General features: G+C 72.5%; 14 protein-coding genes and 1 pseudogene. 9 read left to right on the top strand and 6 right to left on the bottom strand.

The genetic code is table 11. The features are described from left to right. Window positions 1-155 precede the first annotated feature (155 nt). The gene (locus tag ACIP4Z_RS27315; protein ID WP_401312478.1) at window positions 156-1,685 is read left to right on the top strand and encodes a class I adenylate-forming enzyme family protein; all 1,530 of its coding nucleotides are present in this window, start codon (window positions 156-158) and stop codon (window positions 1,683-1,685) included. 133 nt (window positions 1,686-1,818) lie between these two features. On the opposite strand, the gene glgX is transcribed toward ACIP4Z_RS27315, so the two are convergent. The 6 genes and pseudogenes from glgX to ACIP4Z_RS27285 form a co-directional block, all read right to left on the bottom strand. After that, complete coding sequence (gene glgX / locus ACIP4Z_RS27310) at window positions 1,819-3,933, bottom strand: glycogen debranching protein GlgX (RefSeq protein WP_401312475.1); 2,115 nt, start codon at window positions 3,931-3,933, stop codon at window positions 1,819-1,821. A gap of 166 nt (window positions 3,934-4,099) precedes the next feature. Next, window positions 4,100-5,143 carry a zinc-dependent alcohol dehydrogenase family protein gene (locus ACIP4Z_RS27305; RefSeq protein WP_401312472.1) on the bottom strand — a complete coding sequence of 348 codons (1,044 nt, stop codon included), beginning with the start codon at window positions 5,141-5,143 and terminating at the stop codon, window positions 4,100-4,102. A gap of 103 nt (window positions 5,144-5,246) precedes the next feature. Next, window positions 5,247-8,900, bottom strand: coding sequence for an alpha-N-acetylglucosaminidase TIM-barrel domain-containing protein (locus ACIP4Z_RS27300; protein WP_401312469.1), 3,654 nt, complete (start codon window positions 8,898-8,900; stop codon window positions 5,247-5,249). A gap of 229 nt (window positions 8,901-9,129) precedes the next feature. Continuing rightward, window positions 9,130-9,517, bottom strand: a pseudogene (locus ACIP4Z_RS27295) (hypothetical protein). Between the two features lie 220 nt (window positions 9,518-9,737). Then, window positions 9,738-10,775 carry an alcohol dehydrogenase catalytic domain-containing protein gene (locus ACIP4Z_RS27290; protein ID WP_401312466.1) on the bottom strand — a complete coding sequence of 346 codons (1,038 nt, stop codon included), beginning with the start codon at window positions 10,773-10,775 and terminating at the stop codon, window positions 9,738-9,740. A gap of 127 nt (window positions 10,776-10,902) precedes the next feature. Then, a complete protein-coding gene (locus ACIP4Z_RS27285) occupies window positions 10,903-11,124 on the bottom strand; it encodes an alpha-L-rhamnosidase C-terminal domain-containing protein (RefSeq protein ID WP_401312463.1) in 222 nt (73 codons plus the stop codon). Between the two features lie 609 nt (window positions 11,125-11,733). Between ACIP4Z_RS27285 and ACIP4Z_RS27280 the strand changes: the two genes are divergently transcribed. From ACIP4Z_RS27280 to ACIP4Z_RS27245, 8 genes are all read left to right on the top strand, one after another. Continuing rightward, complete coding sequence (locus ACIP4Z_RS27280; RefSeq protein WP_355349093.1) at window positions 11,734-12,012, top strand: hypothetical protein; 279 nt, start codon at window positions 11,734-11,736, stop codon at window positions 12,010-12,012. 204 nt (window positions 12,013-12,216) lie between these two features. After that, window positions 12,217-13,143: a hypothetical protein gene (locus ACIP4Z_RS27275; RefSeq protein ID WP_401312461.1), complete on the top strand. Its 927-nt coding sequence runs from the start codon at window positions 12,217-12,219 to the stop codon at window positions 13,141-13,143. 631 nt (window positions 13,144-13,774) lie between these two features. Then, complete coding sequence (locus tag ACIP4Z_RS27270; protein WP_391161812.1) at window positions 13,775-14,515, top strand: hypothetical protein; 741 nt, start codon at window positions 13,775-13,777, stop codon at window positions 14,513-14,515. Window positions 14,516-14,762: 247 nt separating this feature from the next. Then, window positions 14,763-15,524: a GPP34 family phosphoprotein gene (locus ACIP4Z_RS27265; RefSeq protein ID WP_401312457.1), complete on the top strand. Its 762-nt coding sequence runs from the start codon at window positions 14,763-14,765 to the stop codon at window positions 15,522-15,524. Window positions 15,525-15,649: 125 nt separating this feature from the next. Beyond that, a complete protein-coding gene (locus tag ACIP4Z_RS27260; RefSeq protein WP_391161810.1) occupies window positions 15,650-15,910 on the top strand; it encodes a DUF5133 domain-containing protein in 261 nt (86 codons plus the stop codon). A 131-nt stretch (window positions 15,911-16,041) separates the two neighbouring features. Next, window positions 16,042-16,224 (top strand): hypothetical protein, encoded by a 183-nt coding sequence (locus ACIP4Z_RS27255; protein WP_401312453.1) that lies wholly within the window; start codon window positions 16,042-16,044, stop codon window positions 16,222-16,224. Between the two features lie 329 nt (window positions 16,225-16,553). Beyond that, on the top strand, window positions 16,554-19,526 hold the full coding sequence (locus tag ACIP4Z_RS27250; RefSeq protein ID WP_401312450.1) for an MGH1-like glycoside hydrolase domain-containing protein: 2,973 nt from the start codon (window positions 16,554-16,556) through the stop codon (window positions 19,524-19,526). Between the two features lie 264 nt (window positions 19,527-19,790). Beyond that, window positions 19,791-21,047, top strand: coding sequence for a peptidase S8 (locus tag ACIP4Z_RS27245; protein WP_391049934.1), 1,257 nt, complete (start codon window positions 19,791-19,793; stop codon window positions 21,045-21,047). Window positions 21,048-21,071: the final 24 nt, after the last annotated feature.

The following is a 21,071-nucleotide window of genomic DNA, read 5'->3' as shown; positions in this document are numbered from 1 at the left end:
ACGTGTGCCGTGCGAGCCGTGCGCACATATGCCCGCCGAGGTTTCCCTCCCGGCATTGCAGTTGTCCGCGGCCGAAACGCGACCCCCGTGACCGCCCCACCGGATCGGAGAGCGCCGTGAACAATCCGGCCGAATCGGTATTTCCCCAGCCACTCGTGGACGCTTTCCTGCGCGATCCGGGCACCCCGGCCTTCGAATTCCGGTCACATCCCGTCAGCCGCGGCGAGGTGCTCGACCTCGTACGCCGCTGCGTCGCGGGACTGCGGGCGGCCGGACTCGGCCCCGGCGGGGGAGTGGCCGTCACCACCGCCGTCACCCCGCGCGGCTTCGCCGCCCAGATCGCCGCCCACCTGCTGGGATGCCGCGTCACAGGGCTGCGCCCCGGACTGACGCCGAGCCAGCTCGCCCATGTGCTGTCCACCGGAATCGATGCGGTCGTCGCCGACGACTCGACCGCGACCCCCGCGCTTCTGGCGGCGGCGGGCACCCGCCCCGTACTCGACGTGGACCGCGACCTGTCGGCCGCGCCGGCGGACACATCGCCCGACGCCCTGACCGCGCACGGCCGCCCCGACGACATCGGCCTCATCACCCTGACCAGCGGCAGCACCGGCCACCCCAAGGGCTGCGCCCAGACCTACCGCGCGCTCAGCGAACACTGGTCGTGGCAGCCCGCGCGGTGGAGCGCGATTACCGCCCGGCTCGCCGCCGGATACCGCCGCTACCTCGTCTTCGGCACCCTCACCAGCGCCGTCATGCTCGAACACCTCTCCCTGTGTCTGCTGGACGGCGGCACCGCCGTGATCCCCGAAGCCCCGCTCACCTTCCCGGAGATCTGGCAGCGCCACCGCATCACCGCGTGCCTGTGCACCGTCCCCCGGCTCTACCAGATCCTCGACACCCTGCGCACCGAGGACATCGACACCAGCAGCCTGCGCGTCCTGCTCGTCGCGGGCTCACCGCTGCCGCCGCACCGGCTCGCCGAGGCCGCCGACCGGCTCGGCCCCGCCGTCCACCAGGGGTACGGGCAGACCGAGACGGGCATGCTCGCGCTCCTCACCCCCGAGGATTTGGCCGAGCGTCCGGAGCAAGTGACGGACTCGGTCGGCCGGCCGATGCCCGGCGTCGATGTCAGCGTGCGCGATCCCCAGGGGCGCCCCGTGCGGCCGGGCACACCCGGCGAGATCTGGGTCCGCAGCGCGGGCGCCATGTCGCGCTACTGGCAGGACGAGGAACAGACCCGCGAGGTGGTGAGCGATGGCTGGATCCGTACCCGCGACCTCGGCACCCTCGCGGACGACGGCTACCTGCGCCTGGTCGGCCGCGCCCGCGACGTCATCTTCGTCAACGCGATCCTGCACTACGCGGGAGCGATCGAGTCCGCGCTCGCCGCCCACCCGGACGTCGACCAGGCCTATGTGGTCGGGGCCCCCGACGAGACGACCGGTGAGGCCGCCCACGCCTTCGTCGTACCCGTCGTGGGGCGCACGCCGACCGCCGACGTCCTGCGCGGCGCCGTACGCGCCGAGTTGGGCGAGGCGGCCGTGCCCGCCACCGTCACCGTGCTGGACGCGATGCCGGTCGCACCCAGCGGCAAGCCCGACAAGCGGGCCCTGCTGGCACTCCTCCCCGGTGCGCACGGTGTCCCGGGTCCGCCCGGCGCCCCGGTGACGACGACCGGCTGAGCGGACTCGCGCCCGCCCGGCCGTCAGTTCACGCGGCCGTCAGTCCACCCGGCCGTCAGCCCGCCCGGCCGTCAGCCCGCCCGGCCGGCCGTCAGTCCACCGGGCCGGGCGTTCGGCTCGCCGCTCAGTCGGTTCAGTCGGTGCGCGGACGGATCAGTACGGTCATCGACCGCGCGTGCACCGGCACCACCGCGTTGGCCGGGATGCCCGGTCCGTCCGGGCCGCCCGTGTCGGACTCGACGGCGGTGTCCACGACGATCTGCCAGCCGTCGCCGAAGGCACCGGCCGGGATGGTGAAGTCCACTTGCTCGTCATGGCTGTTGACCAGGACGAGGAAGGAGTCGTCGGTGACGCGCTCGCCGTGCGGGCCGGGCTCGGGGATGCTGTCGCCGTTGAGGAAGGCGCCCACCGCGTGCGCGTCCTCACGCATCCAGTTGGCCTCCTCCATCTCGCGGCCGTCCGGGCGGAACCAGACCAGATCCGGCGTGCCCTTGCCGTCCCCGCCGCGGAAGAAGCGCCGTCGACGCAGCACCGGATGCCGGGAGCGCAGGGCGATGACGCGCTGGGTGAACGCCAGCAGATTGCGCCGGGGCTCGTCCAGGTCCCAGTCCACCCAGGCGATCTCGTTGTCCTGGCAGTAGACGTTGTTGTTGCCGAGCTGGGTGCGGCCCAACTCGTCGCCGTGGGCGAGCATCGGCACGCCCTGGGACACGAAGAGCGTGGCGAGGAAATTGCGCTGCTGCCGGGCCCGCAGGGCCAGGATCTCCTTGTCCTCCGTCCGGCCCTCGGCGCCGCAGTTCCACGAACGGTTGTTGCTGTCCCCGTCGTTGCCGTTCTCGCCGTTGGCCTCATTGTGCTTGTCGTTGTACGAGACCAGGTCGCGGAGGGTGAAACCGTCGTGGGCGGTGACGAAGTTGACGCTGGCGCGCGGGCGACGGCGGCTGCCCTCGTACAGGTCGGAGGAGCCGGTCAGCCGGGAGGCGAACTCCGGCAGGGTGGAAGGGGCGCCACGCCAGAAGTCCCGTACCGAGTCACGGTACTTGCCGTTCCACTCACTCCACAGAGCGGGGAAGTTGCCCACCTGGTACCCGCCGTCGCCGACGTCCCAGGGCTCGGCGATGAGCTTCACGCGGCTGATCACCGGGTCCTGCTGCACGAGGTCGAAGAAGGCGGACAGCCGGTCCACCTCGTGGAACTGCCGGGCCAGCGCGGACGCCAGGTCGAACCGGAAACCGTCGACATGCATCTCGGTCACCCAGTAGCGCAGTGAGTCCATGATGAGTTGCAGCACATTGGGGTGCCGCATCAGCAGGCTGTTGCCGGTGCCGGTGGTGTCGAAGCAGTGCCGCGGGTCGTCGTCCACGAGCCGGTAGTACGAGGCGTTGTCGATACCGCGGAAGGAGAGCGTCGGGCCGAGTTCGCTGCCCTCCGCGGTGTGGTTGTACACCACGTCGAGGATCACCTCGATGCCCGCCTGGTGCAGTGCCTTGACCATCTCCTTGAATTCGGTGACCTGTTGACCGCGCGTGCCACTGGAGGAGTACGCGTTGTGCGGCGCGAAGAAACCGATGGTGTTGTAGCCCCAGTAGTTCGACAGGCCACGGTCGCGCAGATGGCCGTCCTGCACGAATTGGTGCACCGGCATCAATTCGACGGCGGTGACGCCCAGTTCGGTCAGGTGCTCCACGATCGCCGGATGCGCCATTCCCGCGTAGGTGCCGCGCAGCTTCTCCGGCAGCGCCGGGTGACGTACCGTCAGGCCCTTGACGTGCGCCTCGTACAGCACCGACTCGTGGTACGGCCGCTTCGGCAGATGGTCCTCGCCCCAGTCGAACGCCGGGTCGGCGACCACCGAGAGCATGGTGTGGCCGAGGCTGTCGGCGGTGTCGGGCTCGTCCGAGCCGTCGTCGCGGTAACCGAGCAGCGACCGGTGGCTGTCGGGCTGGCCGTCGATGGCCTTCGCGTACGGGTCCACCAGCAGCTTCGCCGGATTGCACCGGTGCCCGCTGTCCGGCCGGTACGGGCCGTGCACGCGATATCCGTACGCCTGGCCGGGACCGACGCCCGGCAGATACGCGTGCCAGACCGATCCGTCCACCGACGCCAGCGGGGTGCGTTGTTCACGCCCGCGCGCGTCGATGACGGCCAGATCGACTTTCTCCGCCACTTCCGAGAAGAGGGCGAAATTGGTGCCTGAGCCGTCATAGGTCGCGCCCAGGGGATACGGAAGTCCGGACCATTTCTGCATTCGCCGAAGCTAACCGCTCCACGGCACGACGGCGCCGACGCACGCCGCGTCCGTACGGGTGACACCGCGCCCGCGCCCGCAACACCGCGCCCGCGCCCATAACGTCGAGCCCGCGCCTACAACGTCGTGCCCTTGACCGCCGGGCCCGGGCCCACCACGCCCGCGCTCACTTCTTCTGCGGCGTGATCACGGTGACGCCGCCGGCCGACCCGTCGCTGAGGGCGGCCAGCGCGCCCGGCGCCGCGTCCAGGCCGATGACCGAGCCGACCAGCAGATCGGGGCGGAGCGTCCCGGCCGCGACCAGCCGCATCATCTCCGGATACGCGTGCGCGGCCATGCCGTGGCTGCCCAGAATCTCCAGTTCGAGCGCGAGCACCCGGTCCATGGGGACGGCGACACCGCCCGACGGCAGCAGCCCGACCTGCACATGCCTGCCCCGCCGCCGCAGCCCCGCCACGGAGGCCGCACAGGTGGCGGGGGAGCCGAGCGCGTCGACCGAGACATGCGCCCCGCCGTCGGTCGCCGCGCGGACCGCCTCCGCCGTGTCGACATCGGACCGCGAGGCGTCGACCCCCACCGAGGCGCCGAACTTCCGCGCCAGGCCGAGGGCTTGGGCCGAGGTGTCCACCGCCACCACGCGTGCCCCGCAGGCCACCGCGATCATCACCGCCGACAGGCCGACCCCGCCGCAGCCGATCACCGCCACCCACTCGCCCGGCCGCGTACGGCCTTGCGCGACCACCGCGCGGTACGCGGTGGCGAAGCGGCAGCCGAGCGACGCGGCGGTCGCGTACGGCATGGCGTCGGGCAGCCCCACCAGGTTGACGTCCGCGTGCGGGACGGCGACGTACTCCGCGAAGGAGCCCCAGTAGGTGAAGCCCGGCTGCTCCTGCCGCTCGCACACCTGCTGGTCGCCGCGGGCGCAGGCGGCGCAGCTCCCGCAGGCGCAGACGAACGGCACGGTCACCCGGTCGCCGACCCGCCACCGGCTGACCCCGGGACCCACCTCCTCGATCCGGCCCGCGAATTCATGACCCGGCACATGCGGCAGCGTGATCCCGTCGTCATGCCCGAGCCACCCGTGCCAGTCGCTGCGGCACAGCCCGGTCGCCTCCACCCGTACGACCACCCCGTCGGGCGGACATCCCGGATCGGCCACCTCCCGAACCTCCGGCACCCGCCCGAATTCCTCGAACACCACAGCCCGCACGTCCGCCACCACCTTGCCGTCACATCAGTCGTCCCGCCCTGCCGTTGCGCCCCACCCTCGCGCACGGCCGCACCCCGCCGCACCCCGCCGCACCCCGTGGGCGTCAGGCCGCGCCCGTGACGGTGACCTCGGTGAGGTGGAAGGAGGTGTTGGCGGTGTTGCTGAGGCCGTCGACACGGATGTAGCGCGCCGCGGCGGTCAGGGAGAACGTGTCCCCGGCGTCCGTGGCGACCCCGGCGGTGTTCTTGCCGCCGAGGGCGAACCAGTGGACGCCGTCGAGACTGCCGGTCAACGTATAGGTGTAGGCGCGCCTGCCGTCCACGTAATTGCGGACGTTGACCGCCGACAGGTCGTGGGCCGCGCCGAGGTCGACCTGCCACCAGGTGTCGCCGCCGGCCATCGCGCTCGCCCAGTACGTCTTGTTGGTGCGGTCGCCGTCGACCGCCGCGGAGGGCGGGCTGCCCGCCTCGTAGGACAGGGCGGTCGTCGGCCTGCCGAGGCTCAGTACGGTGTCGCCCGAGGTGTCCCGCGCGGTGAACGGTGCCAACGTCAGCCCGTCGAACCGCGCGGCGCCCTGACGGTGGGTGGACGCGTTGACCGCGGAGAAGAGCAGACCGGCGTCCTCGGCGGGCGCGGCGCCGGGCAGCGGCGCCGACCCCACCCGGGTCCAGTCGGTGCCGTCCTGGCTGCACCAGCCGGTGAAGGTGTCGCCGTCGCGGCTGATCCGCAGGTGGACAGGACCGGTGAATCCGCCGCTCGACGCGGAGTGCTCAAGGGTTCCGTTGCCGTCGGCGTCCCACATGAACACGCAGCCGTGCTCCGGCGTGACGGCCAGATCGGCGTAACCGGGGCTTCCCGGCCGCGCGAGGTCCGCGCGCACGACGAGTCCGGCGCGCGCCCAGGGGCCGCTGTCGTCCTGCTCCAGCACCTCCGTGCCGACGGCCTGCCCGGAGGTCAGCCACCGCGGGCGGTAGACGGCGCCGTACTGGTCGGTGGACGCGCCGATGTCCGCGCCGCCCCCTGCCATGCCGAAGACGTCGCCGTGCTGGGCGAAGGCGATCGACGCGGGGGAAGCGGAGGACGCCGTGCGATACGGCTCGGCCACCGGTCCTGACACCAGGACGTCGGTCGTGTCGGCCGCGGTCGCCGACACCGCGTCGTCGGCTCCGTCCGACGACCAGCGCACGGTCGCCGTCAGACGCGCCAGGCCGGCGGGTGCGGCGCCGCTCGGAATCGTCACGTCCCAGGCGGCGGTGGCCGTCCCGCCCGCGGGCACCGACGGCGTGGCACCGCCGACCGGGCGGACGGTGTAGCCGCCCGGCGCGGTCAGCGCGAAGCTCGCGGCGCCGGTGGGCCACAGGGCGTTGTCGTTGGTGAAGACCGCGGTCAGCCGCACGGTCGCGCCGGGCGGCCCGGCCTTCGGGTCCGCGGCCAGGTCCACATGCCCCGCCGGATACGCGGCGACCTTCCGCGCCTGCTGATAGGCGTCATCGGTGGGCGTGCTCCGATAGCGCGCCACCTTGTGGACCCATGTCGAGGCGACCGCGCGCCAGTCGACGGCCCGCGGCGCACCGCCGGTGCTGAGCGCGGTGCGGAGCGAGTCGAAGAACGTCCGCCAGCGCGCCCCGTAGTAGTCCCCGACCAGGCCGTTCCACTCGCGCCCCGCGTAGTCCTGGATCGGATGGGTCTCCGTCCAGTCGCTGACCAGCGTGCGCAGGTCGTACTCGAGGCGCCTGGCCTCCGCGGGAGTCGGCGCCTGTGCGGCGGCCTCCTTCTGCCAGACGCCGAACAGCGACGTGCCGTCGGCGCCCAGCAGCGTGTCCAGCAGATTCAGCTTGGTCATCCACTGCCCGCTGAGCGCGTCGAAGGCGGCGGTGTCGCGGGCCGTGTACGCCTGGCGGATCCGCGGCAGCAGCGTCCGGGTGTCGTTGGACAGCACCTGACGGCCGAGGTCCACGAGGTCGTACGTGTACGCGGTGCTGCCGCGCGACGGCTGTCCCACCTGGAGGAGTTCGCCGAACGCCCGCTGGACGTCCTTCGGGTCGTACGGGACCGAACCGGCCGTCGCGGACAGACCGGGCTGGATCGAGAAGATGCTGCTGGTGTGCCTGGTCCCGGTGTCGCCCGGCCAGGAGTACGCCGTACGGCCCAGGATCTGCCAGGCCGCCACCGCGTGCGGGTCGGCGGCCCCGTAGCGCGCCGTGGCGTACGCGGCCATCCAGGTGTCCATGTCGACCGCCGACGACTCCCACGCCAGATCAGCGAAGAACTCCACGGCGACCGGATTGTTGTCGATCGCCTCCGGCATCAACGCGATACCGCTCAGGGCCGTGCGGGGCTTGGCGAGCCACGCATGGAACTTCGTGTTCCACAGCGCCATGCTCGCGCCCATGTTGGTGTTGCCGCCGAAGTTCCAGATCGTGCCGAAGGCGTACGGGGTCCCGAGGTAGTCCTGGTCGCGGTCGGTCGCGCCCGTGGTGTCGGAGTTGCCGTCGAGGACGAGCATGCGGGAGGTGTCGACGGCCCGGAGGGTCTCCTCGCGCGGGTTGCTCTCCCAGCCGAGGATGGCCCAGATCGCTCCGGGGTGGGCCCGGTCGAGGGCGTTCTGTACGGCCCGGGAGGCGTCGCCGACGTTGACGTCGCCCGCCTGGCCACCCTCGTGCAGCAGGTCCATCTTGTACATCGAGCTGTCGCCGAACAGCTTGCTCTGCTCGCCGTAGAACGCGTCGGCGACCTGGCCGAACAGCGCCGTCGTCGGGTCCAGCCAGTCGGACCGGGGAAAGCCGTTCCAGGTTCCCTGCGCGATCACATGGGCTTCCGCGTTCTTCGCGGCGAAGCCCGGCGGGACGGTGCCGAAGTAGCCGGGCAGCACCGGAGTGAGGCCGAGCTGCCGCAGATAGCCGGTCATCCGGCGGCCGAGCGTCACCCGCTGGTCGAGGAGTTGCGCGCTGATCGGGCCGTTCTCGCAGCACATGTTCTGGAGCAGCCACCACGGCTGGTGGCCGGGCTGCGGGATCCAGGCGCGCATCTCGGCGTCGGAGTAGCCGAAGTGCTGGAAGGTCTTGTCGTAGACGGCCTCCTGCCCCTCGTAGACCAGCATCTCGTTGATGCCGTCGAGCGCCAGCACGTCGATCCGCCGCTGCCACTGCTGCCAGGTCAGATACGCGCCCGCGTACCCCTCGTCGGTGTCGTTGAGGGCGAAACGGTGGGCGACGTTCGCGGACCGGCCGATGGGGGAGGACGGCAGGGGCAGCCGGTCGGGCAGCCGCAGTTGCTCCCCGTTGAGTGAGATGTCGGCGTGGGCGACGACGCGCAGGTACTGGCCGAGTCCCGCGAGGAGCGTGCCCGGTGTGGTGCCGCTGATCCGCACCCGCCCGCCGGCCGCCTCGATCAGATAGCGGTCCTGGCCCGACCCGGCGGCGATGCCCCGCAGGTCGATCTGGCGCGCGTGATCGGGGCCGAGCAGGCGCGTGACGGCGGCTTCGGCGACCGAGGTGTCGACGGCGGAGGGCGCGGCGAGGGTCGCCGTGCGGGCTTTCCCCGTCGTCGCGTCATTCCTGGCGGGAAGCTCCCTGGGCCCGCTCGGCCCGCTCGGCCCGCTCGGCCCGTTCGACCTGTTCGTCCCGGCGGACGCGGCGGGTCCTGCCACGACGGCGCCCGTCACGAGGGCCAGGAGGGTCGCCAGGACGGTGAGGAACGCCCTGACGCGTAAGGATCGGCCGCTGACGGCACGCGGGGCGAAGAGACGTGTGGACACGGATCTCTTTCCTGTCGAGGACCGGAACCGTAGGCAAACCGCTCGCAGAGTGAACTCCCCACCCGACCGTCCGTCAACAGGTACCACTCCCGTCACAGGGAGCTGATCTGACGCGCCGTAGGCGACGGCCACCACGGTGACCGGGATGTCCCGGCCAGGACCGCATCCGGCGGCGAGCCGCGCGGGCGCCGCACCACCGTGCGCGTGCCGGGCAGGGCCGTACGGTCACTCAGCGCTCCTGCCGCGACGGCGTCGGCGCGGTACGGGGGGCGGTCATGTCGAGCAGGAGCATCGCGTCGTGGTCCGGGGGTGCCGGGGGCGGCGGTGTAGATGCCCATGCGCTGGCCCGCGGTGCCTTCGAGGGCCATGCCCTTGAACGCGAGGGTGATCCTGCCGACCTGGGGGTGCTGGAAGGTTCTGGTGGCGGCCTTGCGACACAGCCGCGGATCTGGTCCGCCCAGTCGGGGAAGACCTCGCGGGCGGCCGGGTGTAGTAGTCGATGCTGACCCCGGAGAGCGTGGCCAGTTCCTCGCGGCGCAGGCCGGGCGTGCGGCGGACCCCGGGCCGGGGGTGAGGCCGGCGGACCGCGGGCTGGTCTGGGTACGACGGGCGCGCAGGAAAGAGGGGTTCGGCCTCGGGGCCGTCCAACGCCTAGCCGCGGCCGGTGCCCGACCGCCTGAAGCTCATGCACCCCAGGGTGATACGGCTGATCTTGAGTCCTGAGCTTCCCAGGTTGGTGTACTCCATGGGTCCATGGAATACGCGGAGCACGCGAAGAGGGAGGCCGTGACACGGCCTCCCTCCGTCCCTCACCGCGTCGGTCCCGCGGGGGAGCGGCTACGGAATGACGAGCGTTTTGAGCGCGGTGCGCTCGTCCATGGCCCGGTACCCCTCGGGTACGTCCTCCAGCGACACGGTCTGGTCGAAGACCCGGCCGGGGTCGACCGTGCCGTCCAGCACCCCGGGCAGCAGCTCCTCGATGTAGGCGCGCACGGGAGCCGGGCCACCGGTCAGGGTGACATTGGGGCCGAAGAGGCTGCCGAAACCGACCGGCGCGTTCGCGTACTGCGGGACGCCGACTCGGCTGATCACTCCGCCGGGGCGGACGACCCCGACGGCCGTCTCGTACGCGGGCATGTGGCCGACCGCCTCCAGGACGGCGCGGGTGCCGTGTCCTCCGGTCAGTTCGCGGACCTTGGCGATCCCTTCCTCGCCGCGCTCGGCGACGACGTCGGTGGCGCCGAATTCACGGCCCAGGTCGGTGCGGACCTTGTGGCGGCCCATGAGGATGACGCGCTCGGCGCCGAGCCGCCTGGCGGACAGCACCGCGAGCAGGCCCACGGCCCCGTCACCGATGACGGTGACGCTGTCGCCGGGATGTACCCGCGCCTGCTTGGCGGCGTGATGGCCGGTGCCGTACACGTCGGCCAGCGTCAGCAGCGACGGCAGCAGCGCGGTGTCGCCTCCGGTGGGCAGCTTCACCAGGGTGCCCTGGGCCTGCGGGACGCGGACCGCCTCGGCCTGGGCGCCGCCGACGCCGCCCGCCGCGAAGAAGCCGCCGTGCGGGCACGAGGTGTGCAGGCCCGCGCGGCAGAATTCGCAGGTGTTGTCGGCGAAGGCGAACGGGGAGACCACCAGGTCGCCCACGCTCAGTCCCGAGACCTCGGCGCCCAGGTCCTCGACGACACCTAGGAACTCGTGCCCCATGGGGACCGGGCCGTCCGTGGCGGACAGGCTGTGGAAGGGGTGCAGGTCACTGCCGCACACACAGGAACGGACGACGCGTACGACCGCGTCGGTGGGCTGCTCGATCGTCGGGTCCGGCGCGTCCTGCACGCGCACGTCCCCGGCCTTGTACATGAACGTTGCCCGCATGGGGGTACGTCTCGCTCTCTGCCTGGAAGGGTGCATTCGCAGACCTGCTGATCAGGTCTCTTTCAGCGTGGCACCCACGCGCGGACAGGCCCAGGGAGAGATCTCTCCCCCCTAGGGCCGGACGCGGTCATGGCCGGGGCGCGGGGGAGGACGGGAGCGAGAACTCGTGGCGTCCCGAGCCCACGCCGAAGGGCGCCCGGCCGTCGGGGAGGCGCACCTCGGCGCGGGTGTTCGGCGGGACCACGGCCGTGACGGTGAGGGTGCCGCCCTCGGTCCGCCAGCCGGCCTCCGCCCTGCCGTACGGCGTCTCGTGCGGGGGGCGGGCCCGGGTGAGACCGGCGCCGGGCACGGGCGCGACGCGGATGTGCCGCCAGCCGGGGGAGGCAGCGGCGAGCCCGGCGACCGTGCGGTGCAGCCAGTCGGCGACGGCGCCGAGCGCGTAGTGGTTGAACGACGTCCCCCCCCGCCCGGATTGACGGAGCCGTCCGGCGGCACGGAGTCCCAGCGCTCCCCCACCGTCGTGGCGCCCATGGTGACCGGATACGGCCAGGACGGGCAGTCGCGCTCCAGCAGCATGCGGTAGGCGAGTTCGGGCTCGCCCGCGCCCCGGCCGCGCTGCCGCGCTTACACAACGACGGGGCGGCGGCGGGCGGATGACCGGGGGGCGGGGACACCGAGCAGGTGGGCGGGCGGTGGGGAATCGGGTCCTCCTCGGCCGGCTCTGGCGCACGAGCCTGCCCGTCGGGGCGGCTCGCAGGGGCGCGCGCTCCCTGGTGACGGGAACACCCGCCCGCGGGCGGTGCGGAACGGGAAGCGGCGGCGGCCGGGTCCGGCAAGGGCACTCGCCGCCGACCGGCGCCGTCGCGCCGCGCTCGCGGATTCGCACGCCGGACGCGGTCAGGGGACACCGACCTGGAAAACGTGCGCGAGCCGCGGTGCGGAACGTAGTCTCGAACACGTGAGTCGGCTGACGGGTGTTGAGCAAGAAGAGTGCGTGCGGTGCGCGGAGCTGGAGGCCCGGTTCAGGGATCCGTCGACCGTCAACCCCGGTGCGTATCTTTACGGTTGGGCCACCCACCAGCTCGACGACCACGACGCCGAGCCGGAACCCCTGCCCGACTGCCCCGAATGCGGCAAGTACGCGGCGGGACCCGGCACCGTCCACGCGCGGGTCTGGCAGCGCTGGGCGCGGACGCACTACATGCAGTGCACGCTCGCCCCGTACTGGAAGCCGTAGCGGGAGTCCGGCGGAAACCGTTCGCACCGCCACTGAGCTGGGAAAACAGTGTGCTGGGAGTCGGCCGCCGCGGGATCCGGAACGGTCCCGAATGGCGCAATATGGACATATCGGATGTCATGGTACTAAGCGTGTGTCTCTCGTGACGCACAGCGACCGCCGGGGAAGTCTCACCCCTGGTAGTTCGGCAAAGGAATACGCACCATGTCATCTGATCCCAGCTCATCCCCCGACGAGCGATCCCCCATAGCCACGCGCGACGAGCCCAGGCACACCCTGCTCCGCACCGCGGCGACCACCCGCCCGCTGGTCGAAGTGGCCAGTCTGGTCAACCTCCTCAAGCAGAACGGCGAGTCGCCGAGTCCGGCCGACGAGGCACTGCGGCTGGCCGCCGTGTCCCGACCGGTCGACGAGGTACGGCAGTTGGTCGTCCTGCTCAACGAACCGCCGCACGCGGACGGCGAGGCCGGTACGACCCTGCGCGCGGCGGCGATGGGCCGTCCCATCGAGGACGTCGCCCACCTGGTCACCATCTTCGGCCCGGAGAGCGACGGCTCGCCGATCCGCGGCCCGGAGCCGACCGGCCCCGACACGTCAGGGCACGCCTGGCCGGAACAGCGACCCGAGGGGGAGGGGCGGGGCACCGACGAGCCGCCCGCCACGGGCGGCGGCGCGGGCCGCCTCGCCGGGCGCCGCCCCGGCTCGGGCCCCGCGCGGACCCGCCGCGCGGCGCCCGCCCTGGCCTCCGTCCTGCGCTGGCCCGCCGCCGTCGCGCTCCTCGCGGTCGCCGCGATCCACCTGCCCACCGACATCGCGGGCCTGCGCGCCGGCGACCTCGCGGCGGGTGTGTCCCTGGCCATCACCGTCCTCTGCCTGGTCCTGGCGGTCATGCTGACCGTGCAGGACACGGTCTGGACGTGGGCGGCCAGCGCGACCGCGGCCGTGGGCACGCTGGTGCTGCACTCGCTCGCCGCCGGCTTCGGGCCCGTGCACCTGCTCAGGGACAGCCTCGGCCGGTCCTTCGCCGGGTCCACCACAACGGTGCTGGCCTGCGCCGCGGTGGCGGCGGCCCTGGCGGGCTCCGCGCTGCTCCGCAGGCACAAGCCCGCGGTCGCCGCGACCGACGCCTGACGGCCCACAGGCGGTGCCAGCGGGCTGACGCTGACGGCCCACAGTCGGTGCCAGAGGGCTGACGCTGACGGCCCACAGGCGGTGCCAGAGGGCTGACGCTGACGGCCCACAGTCGGTGCCAGCGGGCTGACGCCCGGCCGGTGCCGCCACGAATGGCGGCGGTCATTCGCCCGTCGGCGTGCGTGCGGCCGCCACGTGTGCCAAGGTAGAAGAGGTCCCGCAGCCACCCCCCCCGGCTGCGGGACCTTCGCTTGTCCGTTCCGCGGGTCCCGCGACGCGACGCCACGGCCCTCGGCCGCGCCCTGTGCGGACGCACGTCCTCCGCATACGCGTACGAACCGACACCCCCTGCCCCGGCCCCCGCGCCGGGGCATCGTGCTGCCGCCCGGGCCCCCGCCGGACCCCGACACGCGCCCCCGCCGCGCCCCGTCCTCCCCTTCCCGCCCGTCCCTCCCGTGCCGCCTGGACGATTCGGGCGTTGCCGGGGCACGACAGGGCGTACGGTCACTGGTGCGCCGAGCGGGGCGGCGGCGACAATCTGCTGACCAGGCGATCGACGTGTGCAGCGCACGACGGGCCACACCAACGCGCACCGCCGGACGCACGACCGGGCGCACCGCGAGGAGCAGCCGTGATATCCGAGCCGGAACTGACGGGCGGACTCGACGAGCCCACGCCCGCGGACATGGTCTCCGACGGGGACCCCGCCCCCCGACCGGCCGCCTTCGGCCCGGGCGGCAGGCGCCTGTGGGCGGTCGGCCTCGGCGGCGCCCTCGTCGCGTCCGCCGCGTGGGCGGGCGGCCTGTACGCGTACGGCCCGCGGCACAGCGGCGCACCGGACATGCACGGCTACGTCCTGCACGGCAGCCCGTGCGCGGGACTCACCCTCAAGCCGCTCACCGACGCGCTCAAGGCCACCGACACCCAGACCGTCTCACCCGCGGTGGTCCACCTCGGCCCCGCGCTCGACCAGATCCGCTGCACGATCGAGACCACGTCACCGATCCCGCTGCGCGGCGGCACGGCGCGTTACGAGGTGGTCGTCGGCGTCGACCTGCACAAGGCGACCGACCCCGCCGCCGAATTCGAGGACCAGCGCGATCTCGACACCGCCGACCTCATCCCCGTCACGACCACCGAATCCGTCCCCGACCTCGGGGACAAGGCGTACTTCCTCACCATCAACGCGGGGTCGCAGCAGCTCAAAGTCCTCGACGGCGGCGCGGTGTTCACCCTCACCCTCAACGGCTACAACTACCTCGCCACCAGCGTGGACGGGCAGCAGGGCGACAGCACCTCCGAGACCGACCTGCGGGCGTACCAGCCCGCGCTGATCGCCACGGTGCGCAACGTGATGAAGGGGCAGAAGTAGCGGACACGGCGGCGGTGACGTCCCGGACGGACATGACAGTCGGGGCGGAGGCGGCGGCCACGCCGACCCGGGCCCTCGCCCCTATCGGGTGTCCTTGAGAGCCCCGCCGCCGGAGTACCCGCCGGGTCGCGGTCGCGTTGGGTAGTTTTGTGGCACGTCCTTCACAGCGGTCCAGGCCGGACCGCCTCCGGGCCGGCGACCGCCGTCCGGCGGCCCGGCCGCGCCGCCCACGATGCGGAGCAGCGCGATGACCACACCACGAGACCTGATCGTCGTCGCCATGGACGTGCCGCCCGACCTCCTCGTGGACCGCGGCGACCTCTCCCTCGCCCTGGCCGGGGCCGAGCTGATCGACCTCATCGCGGCGAAGGAGCTGACGCTGCGCGGCGACCGCGTGGTGCCCGTACCCCGGCCGGAAGGCGAGCGGCGCACCGCGGACCGGCTGCTGGGGGAGGCGCTGACGGCGTACGAGACGGCGACGCGCTCCGCGGAGGCCGCCGACCGCGACCCGGGCAGGGCGACGGACAAGGCGACGGAAAAAGCGGCGGGCGAGGCGGCGGACAGGCCGACGGGCAAGCGGGCGGAACCGGCCGCGGAGAGCGGCGCGGACGACAATCCGGGGGAGCGCGTCGAGGACTGGCTGTGGCGCCGGGGCCGGGACCTGCCGACCGCGTACATCGCCGCGCTCGAAGAGGACGGCACGCTGGTCCCCGAGCGGCACCGGCGCTGGGGCCTGCTCCCCACCAGCCGACGCGTCCTCGCCGACACGCCGGGTCGGCGCCGGGCGGCCCAGCACTGGGCGTCGGACGCGCCGGTCCTCAGGGCGCTCGCCACCCTCATCGGGGTCAAGGGCGACGAGCCGCCGCCGGACGAGGTCCCCACGGGCAGCCCCTCGCGGGTGGTGCTGCGCGCACTCCGGCACGCCGTCGAGGAGTTGGCCGAGGAGCGCCGTCTGCGCACCACCCGACTCGACCGCGCCAACGCCACCTACCGCAGCCGCGGTTACTGACGGTCTGACGGTCGGTCACCCGCTCCCGATCAATCACGATTTAGGGGAGTGGACGGCCTGTTACGGGGTAGGCGACTCTTGCCCCGTGACACGGGGTGAGCAATTTTCCACGAGAGGCTGTGACGATGTCGGCCCACCCTGCCGCGCTGCGTGAACTGGTCGAGCGGTACGAGCACTTGAATTCCCAGAGCCCCGAGGTCCGCTCCGAGCCGCGGATCCGCGACCTCCTGCGTGACACCGCCTACACACTGTGCGTGGCGACCGGCACCGGCGAGATCGGCGCCGCGCTGGCCGCCGCCCGCGCCCTGCTCGCCGAAGCCGGGGACGCCGAGGCGCTGGACGACGAGGCCGGAGACGCGACCACCGCCCTCGAAGCGGCGGCTTAGGGCCCCTCCCGAACCCCACGTCACCTCCAGAACCTCACGTCACCTCCCGCGCCCACGGGCGGCGGTACGCGGACCGGCACATATCAGCTCCAAACCCGTTGTGAACCGGCCCGACGGGGCACACTCACCGCATGGCTGATCTTGACGACGACCCGGTGATGGTCTGCGCCGAATGCGGGCGCACCAGCGACTGGAACCCCACGACCTTCTGCTCGTGGGCGTGCTTCGACACCGAGCCGCGGCCGGGCGCACCCGAGGCGATGGCGTACTTCACCGGCACGCCCCCCGAGGACCCGGCCGACAGCGAGGAGTGAAGGGCCGCCTGCGCGCTGCCCCTCTAGCGTCCCGGCGTGCCGACAAGTCGGTTTCAGGCCGCTGCCCGCGCGTCCCGGCATGCCGCGCGCCGATCGGGCCGCCGCCAGCCCGCCCCGCCATGCCGTCCTGCCCGCCGCGATACGAGCCCGGCCCGCCCCTGGCGTGACGCTCGCGGTCACCCCCCGACGCGACGGCCGCACCCGCCCCCCTGTCCGATCCCTTGACGCGCGGGAGAGCGCTCTCATATGTTCCCCACGCACCGTATGAATGAAACGATTCACTCGCGTCTGCCGTTGAGTCACCCCCACCTCGCACGGAGGCCGGAGCCATGTCCTTCCCCCATCCGCCGGGGCGACGATCGCCCTTATCCGCTTCCCGCCGCTTCAGGGTCGCGCTGTTCCTCGCGACCCTGTGCGCCGCCGTCGGCCTGTCGACCACGCCGCCCGCGTCCGCCGATGCCCGCACCTCCGAAGCCCGTACCGCCGCGGCCCCCGCGGTTCCGGCCGCCGCCCCCACCGGGCTCGCCGGCCGGTCGGCGGGCGACGCGTACATCTACGCCCCGCACAGCAGGACGCTCGCCCCGGTCGCGGTCAAGGGCACGTCCGGGTCCGTCACCTCACCGGGGAATGTGCTGTCGGGCGCCTCGACCCGCATCTCCGGGACGAACGCGTATCTGGTCCTCGACTTCGGCAAGGAGGTCGGCGGGCTGGTGACGCTGAGATTCGCCGGGGCGAGCGGCAGCGGGCAGCGGGTCGGCCTGGCCTTCAGCGAGTCGTCGCTGTACGTCGGCCCGGTCAGCGACTTGAGCAGCGGCACCGTGTACTCCGGTTCCGGCACCGACGGCGCGCTGACCGCGACCGTCGACGGCGCGGGCACGTACACCATGCCGACCGACAAACTGCGCGGCGGCTTCCGCTACTTGACGGTCTTCATGGGGACGTCCGGCTGGGTGGACCTCAACGGGGTCTCGCTGGCGTTCACCGGCGCGGCCGGGATGAGCGACCCCGCCGCGTACACCAACTACTTCTATTCGAGCGACCCGCTGCTGAACAAGATCTGGTACGCCGGGGCCTACACCGTCCAGATGGACACGATCGCGCCCGACACCGGCCGTGCCTATCCGCCGCCCGCCTCCGGGTGGGAGAACAACGCCGTGATCGGCACGGGAGCGGGCATCCTCAGCGACGGCGCCAAGCGCGACCGCGCCGTCTGGCCCGGCGACCTCGGTGTGTCGACGCCCACCGAATACGTCTCGACCCATGACATCGCGTCCACCAAGAACGCCCTCAACAGCCTCTACCAGCACCAGAATTCCTCGACCGGTGAGCTGGAGTACGGCGGTCCGGCCGTCAACTTCTACGGCTCCGACACCTATCACACGTGGACGCTCATCGGGTCGGCGTCGTACTACACCTACTCCGCCGACAAGGCGTGGCTGGACTCGGTGTGGAGCCGCTACCGGCTCGGCATGTCCTTCATCACCGCGAAGATCGACGGCAACGGCCTGCTGAACGTCACCGGGACCAACGACTGGGCGCGCGGCGGCCAGGGCGGCGAGAACATCGAGGCCAACGCGCTGCTCTACGCGGCCCTCACCAGCGGCGCGACGCTCGCGTCCGTCGAGGGGGACACGACGGACGCCACCGCCTGGCGTCAGCGCGCGGCCACCGTGAAGTCCGCCGTCAACCAGCGGCTCTGGAACGGCGCGGTCGGCCTCTACCGGGACAACCCGACCAGCACGCTCTATCCGCAGGACGGCAACTCGCTCGCGGTCTGGTACGGGCTGACCGACAGCGCGGACAAGGACACCGCCATCGCGCACGCGCTCGCCGCCCGGTGGAACGACCACGGCGCGGCCAGCCCCGAGAAGGACGGCGGCGCCATCGGCACCTTCCCCGGATCGATGGAGGTCCAGGCCCACTTCGCGGCCGACGACGACATCAACGCGCTGGCCCTGATCCGCCGCGAGTGGGGCTACATGCTGGGCAGCCCCACGGGCACGGGAAGTACGTTCTGGGAGGGGTTCCGCTCCGACGGGTCCTTCGACTACGGCGGCACGTACATGAGCCTGGCGCACGGCTGGGGGACCGGACCGACCTCCGCCCTCACCTTCTACCTGCTGGGCCTGTCCCCGACCGGCACCGCTGCCTACGACTTCGTGCCGCACCCCGGCGACCTCGCCCACACCGAGGGCACCATCACCATGCCGCAGGGCACGGTGACCGGCTCCTGGGACCGGGACACGGCCGCGGGCACCCTCACCGAGTCGCTGACGAGCCCGGCGGGGACCACCGGCCGGATCGGCGTACCCACCGACGGCTCCGCCGACGCCACCGTCACCGTCAACGGCGCCACCGTGTGGAGCGGCGGCGCCTTCCACCCGGGCGCGGGCATCAACGGCGGGTCGAGCGACGGCCGTTACGTCTACCTCACCGGCGTCCCCGCCGGGACGTACGCGGTGTCCGCCACCGGCCTCGGCGCCCCCGTGCCCTTCGCCACCTCGGTCTCGGGCACGACGCTGCCGACCGGCTACACCCTGTGCGCCGTCGAGGGCGGCACCTGCACCCCGTCCGGCAGCCAGGTCATGGCCTACGGCGCGGGCGCGTACGCCTACCGGTCCGTCAGCGGCGCGACGCTCTGCGCGGCCTCCGCCTTCGGCGGCGCCGACCCGGCCTACGGCGTACTGAAGTCCTGCTATCTCGCCCCGTCCGGCGGCCCCGCGGGCTACACCTCGTGCGCGGCGGAGAAGGGGACCTGCGCGGTCAGCGGCACCCGGGAAGTCGCCTACGGCGCGAACGGCGCCTTCCGCTTCCAGGTGGTCACCGGCAGCGTCGCCTGCACCAACGACGCCTTCGGCACCGACCCGTTGTACAACACGGCCAAGAGCTGCTGGGCCGCCCCGAACGGGCCGCCCGCGGGCAACTGGACGCAGTGCGCGGCCGAGAAGTCCGTCTGCGCGGCCACCGGATCGCAACCCGTCGCGTACGGCGCCGCGGGCGCGTTCTGGACCGGCCGCTCCAACGGCCCGACGACCTGCGGCAACGACACGATGGGGGTCGACCCGGTCTTCGGCGTGGCCAAGAGCTGCTCCACGTACGCGGGCGCCCCGCCCGGCTTTCCGGCGACCTGCTCGGCGGAGAACGGCAGTTGCGCCTTCACCGGCCGCAGGACCGTGGCGTACGGGGCGGCGGGCGACTACCTCTACGCGACGTTCACCGGGGGCACGCCCTGCACCACCGCGGCCTTCGGCGGCGGTGACCCGATCCCGAACGTCGCCAAATCCTGCTACCTGACGTCGTAGGGCGGACCCAAGCGGCGGACCGCGCAGGGGAGTTGCGAAACCACGCAAGTGGAATCCATGCATCCTGCGCGGTCATTTCTCGACCACGTCTTCCCCAAGGCGAACTGACGAAGGCAAAGCGGAGGTAGAGACTTCGCCCGGTCCCTGTATTGACGTGACCGCGTCACCCATAGTGGCGGTTCGGTGCCTCAGTCACCCCACCTGGCACCGCAGGCACCACTGCATCCGCAGGCCCCCAGGTAACCCACCACAGGAGGCAGTTCGTTGCGCATCACCCTGAATCCGGCGATACGTCGCGCCGGTCTACCCCTCACAGCGGTCGCCGCTCTGGCCGCTTCCGCGCTGGCCCTCACCCCGTCCGCCGTCGCGCAGACGCCGGCCGCCGCGCAGCCCGTCCACACCGCGCGGGCCTGTGCCACGCCCGCCAAGGCGGGCGACATGGCCTGTAAGGCGCTGCGCGTCACCAGCGGCACCGTGCACGCCGCGCGGACCACCACGGTCTCGCCGGACGCGGCCACCGCCGCCACGCCGTCCGGCTACGGTCCCACCGACCTGCGCGCCGCCTACGGCCTCACCTCGGCGGCGTCCACCAACGGCAGCGGCGAGACGGTCGCGATCGTCGACGCGTACGACGACCCCAACGCCGCCAGTGACCTGGCCGCCTACCGGTCGTACTACGGTCTGCCCGCCTGCACGGTGGCCAGCGGCTGCTTCAAGAAGGTGAGCCAGACCGGCTCCACCACGTCCCTGCCCAGCGCCGACTCGGGCTGGGCCGAGGAGATCTCCCTCGACCTGGACATGGCCAGCGCCATCTGCCCGAAGTGCAACATCCTCCTGGTCGAGGCCAGTTCCGCCTCCATGGCCAACCTCGGCAAGTCGGTCAACGAGGCCGTCGCCCTGGGCGCGAAGTTCGTCTCGAACAGCTACGGCGGTTCCGAGTCGTCCTCCGACACCAGCTACGACTCCTCGTACTTCAACCACCCCGGTGTCGCGATCACGGTCAGCGCCGGTGACTCCGGCTACGGTGCCGAGTACCCCGCGGCCTCGAAGTACGTGACCGCCGTCGGCGGCACCAACCTCAAGAAGTCGTCCACGACCCGCGGTTGGACGGAGACGGTCTGGTCCGGCTCCGGGTCCGGCTGCTCGGCCTACGACGCCAAGCAGTCCTGGCAGAAGGACACCGGCTGCTCCAAGCGGACCATCGCCGATGTCTCGGCGGTCGCCGACCCGGCCACCGGTGTCGCGGTCTACGACTCCTACGGCGTCACGGCCGGCTGGTACACCTTCGGCGGCACCAGCGTCTCCTCGCCGATCATCGCCTCGGTCTACGCGCTGGCGGGCAACCCGTCCTCCGGCTCGTACCCGACGTCCTTCCCGTACGCCCACACCACGGCGCTCAACGACGTGACCAGCGGCTCCAACGGAAGCTGCTCCGGCAGCTACCTGTGCACCGGCAAGGCCGGTTACGACGGTCCGACCGGTCTCGGCACCCCGGCCGGGACGACGGCCTTCGCGGGCTGACCTCCCGTTTCTCGCGGGCGGGGC

This window comes from Streptomyces sp. NPDC088910 (assembly GCF_044749865.1).
Taxonomy (GTDB): domain Bacteria; phylum Actinomycetota; class Actinomycetes; order Streptomycetales; family Streptomycetaceae; genus Actinacidiphila.
Note: the sequence above shows the minus strand (reverse complement) of the source record. Positions and strands in the feature narration are given on the sequence as shown.

Bases quoted from the DNA above. Each gene is read 5' to 3' on its own strand.
- ACIP4Z_RS27250 (WP_401312450.1), top strand. From the start codon at position 16,554: ATGTCCTTCCCCCATCCGCCGGGGCGACGATCGCCCTTATCCGCTTCC.
- ACIP4Z_RS27265 (WP_401312457.1), top strand. From the start codon at position 14,763: ATGACCACACCACGAGACCTGATCGTCGTCGCCATGGACGTGCCGCCC.
- ACIP4Z_RS27260 (WP_391161810.1), top strand. From the start codon at position 15,650: ATGTCGGCCCACCCTGCCGCGCTGCGTGAACTGGTCGAGCGGTACGAG.
- ACIP4Z_RS27275 (WP_401312461.1), top strand. From the start codon at position 12,217: ATGTCATCTGATCCCAGCTCATCCCCCGACGAGCGATCCCCCATAGCC.
- ACIP4Z_RS27255 (WP_401312453.1), top strand. From the start codon at position 16,042: ATGGCTGATCTTGACGACGACCCGGTGATGGTCTGCGCCGAATGCGGG.
- glgX (WP_401312475.1), bottom strand. From the start codon at position 3,933: ATGCAGAAATGGTCCGGACTTCCGTATCCCCTGGGCGCGACCTATGAC.
- ACIP4Z_RS27290 (WP_401312466.1), bottom strand. From the start codon at position 10,775: ATGCGGGCAACGTTCATGTACAAGGCCGGGGACGTGCGCGTGCAGGAC.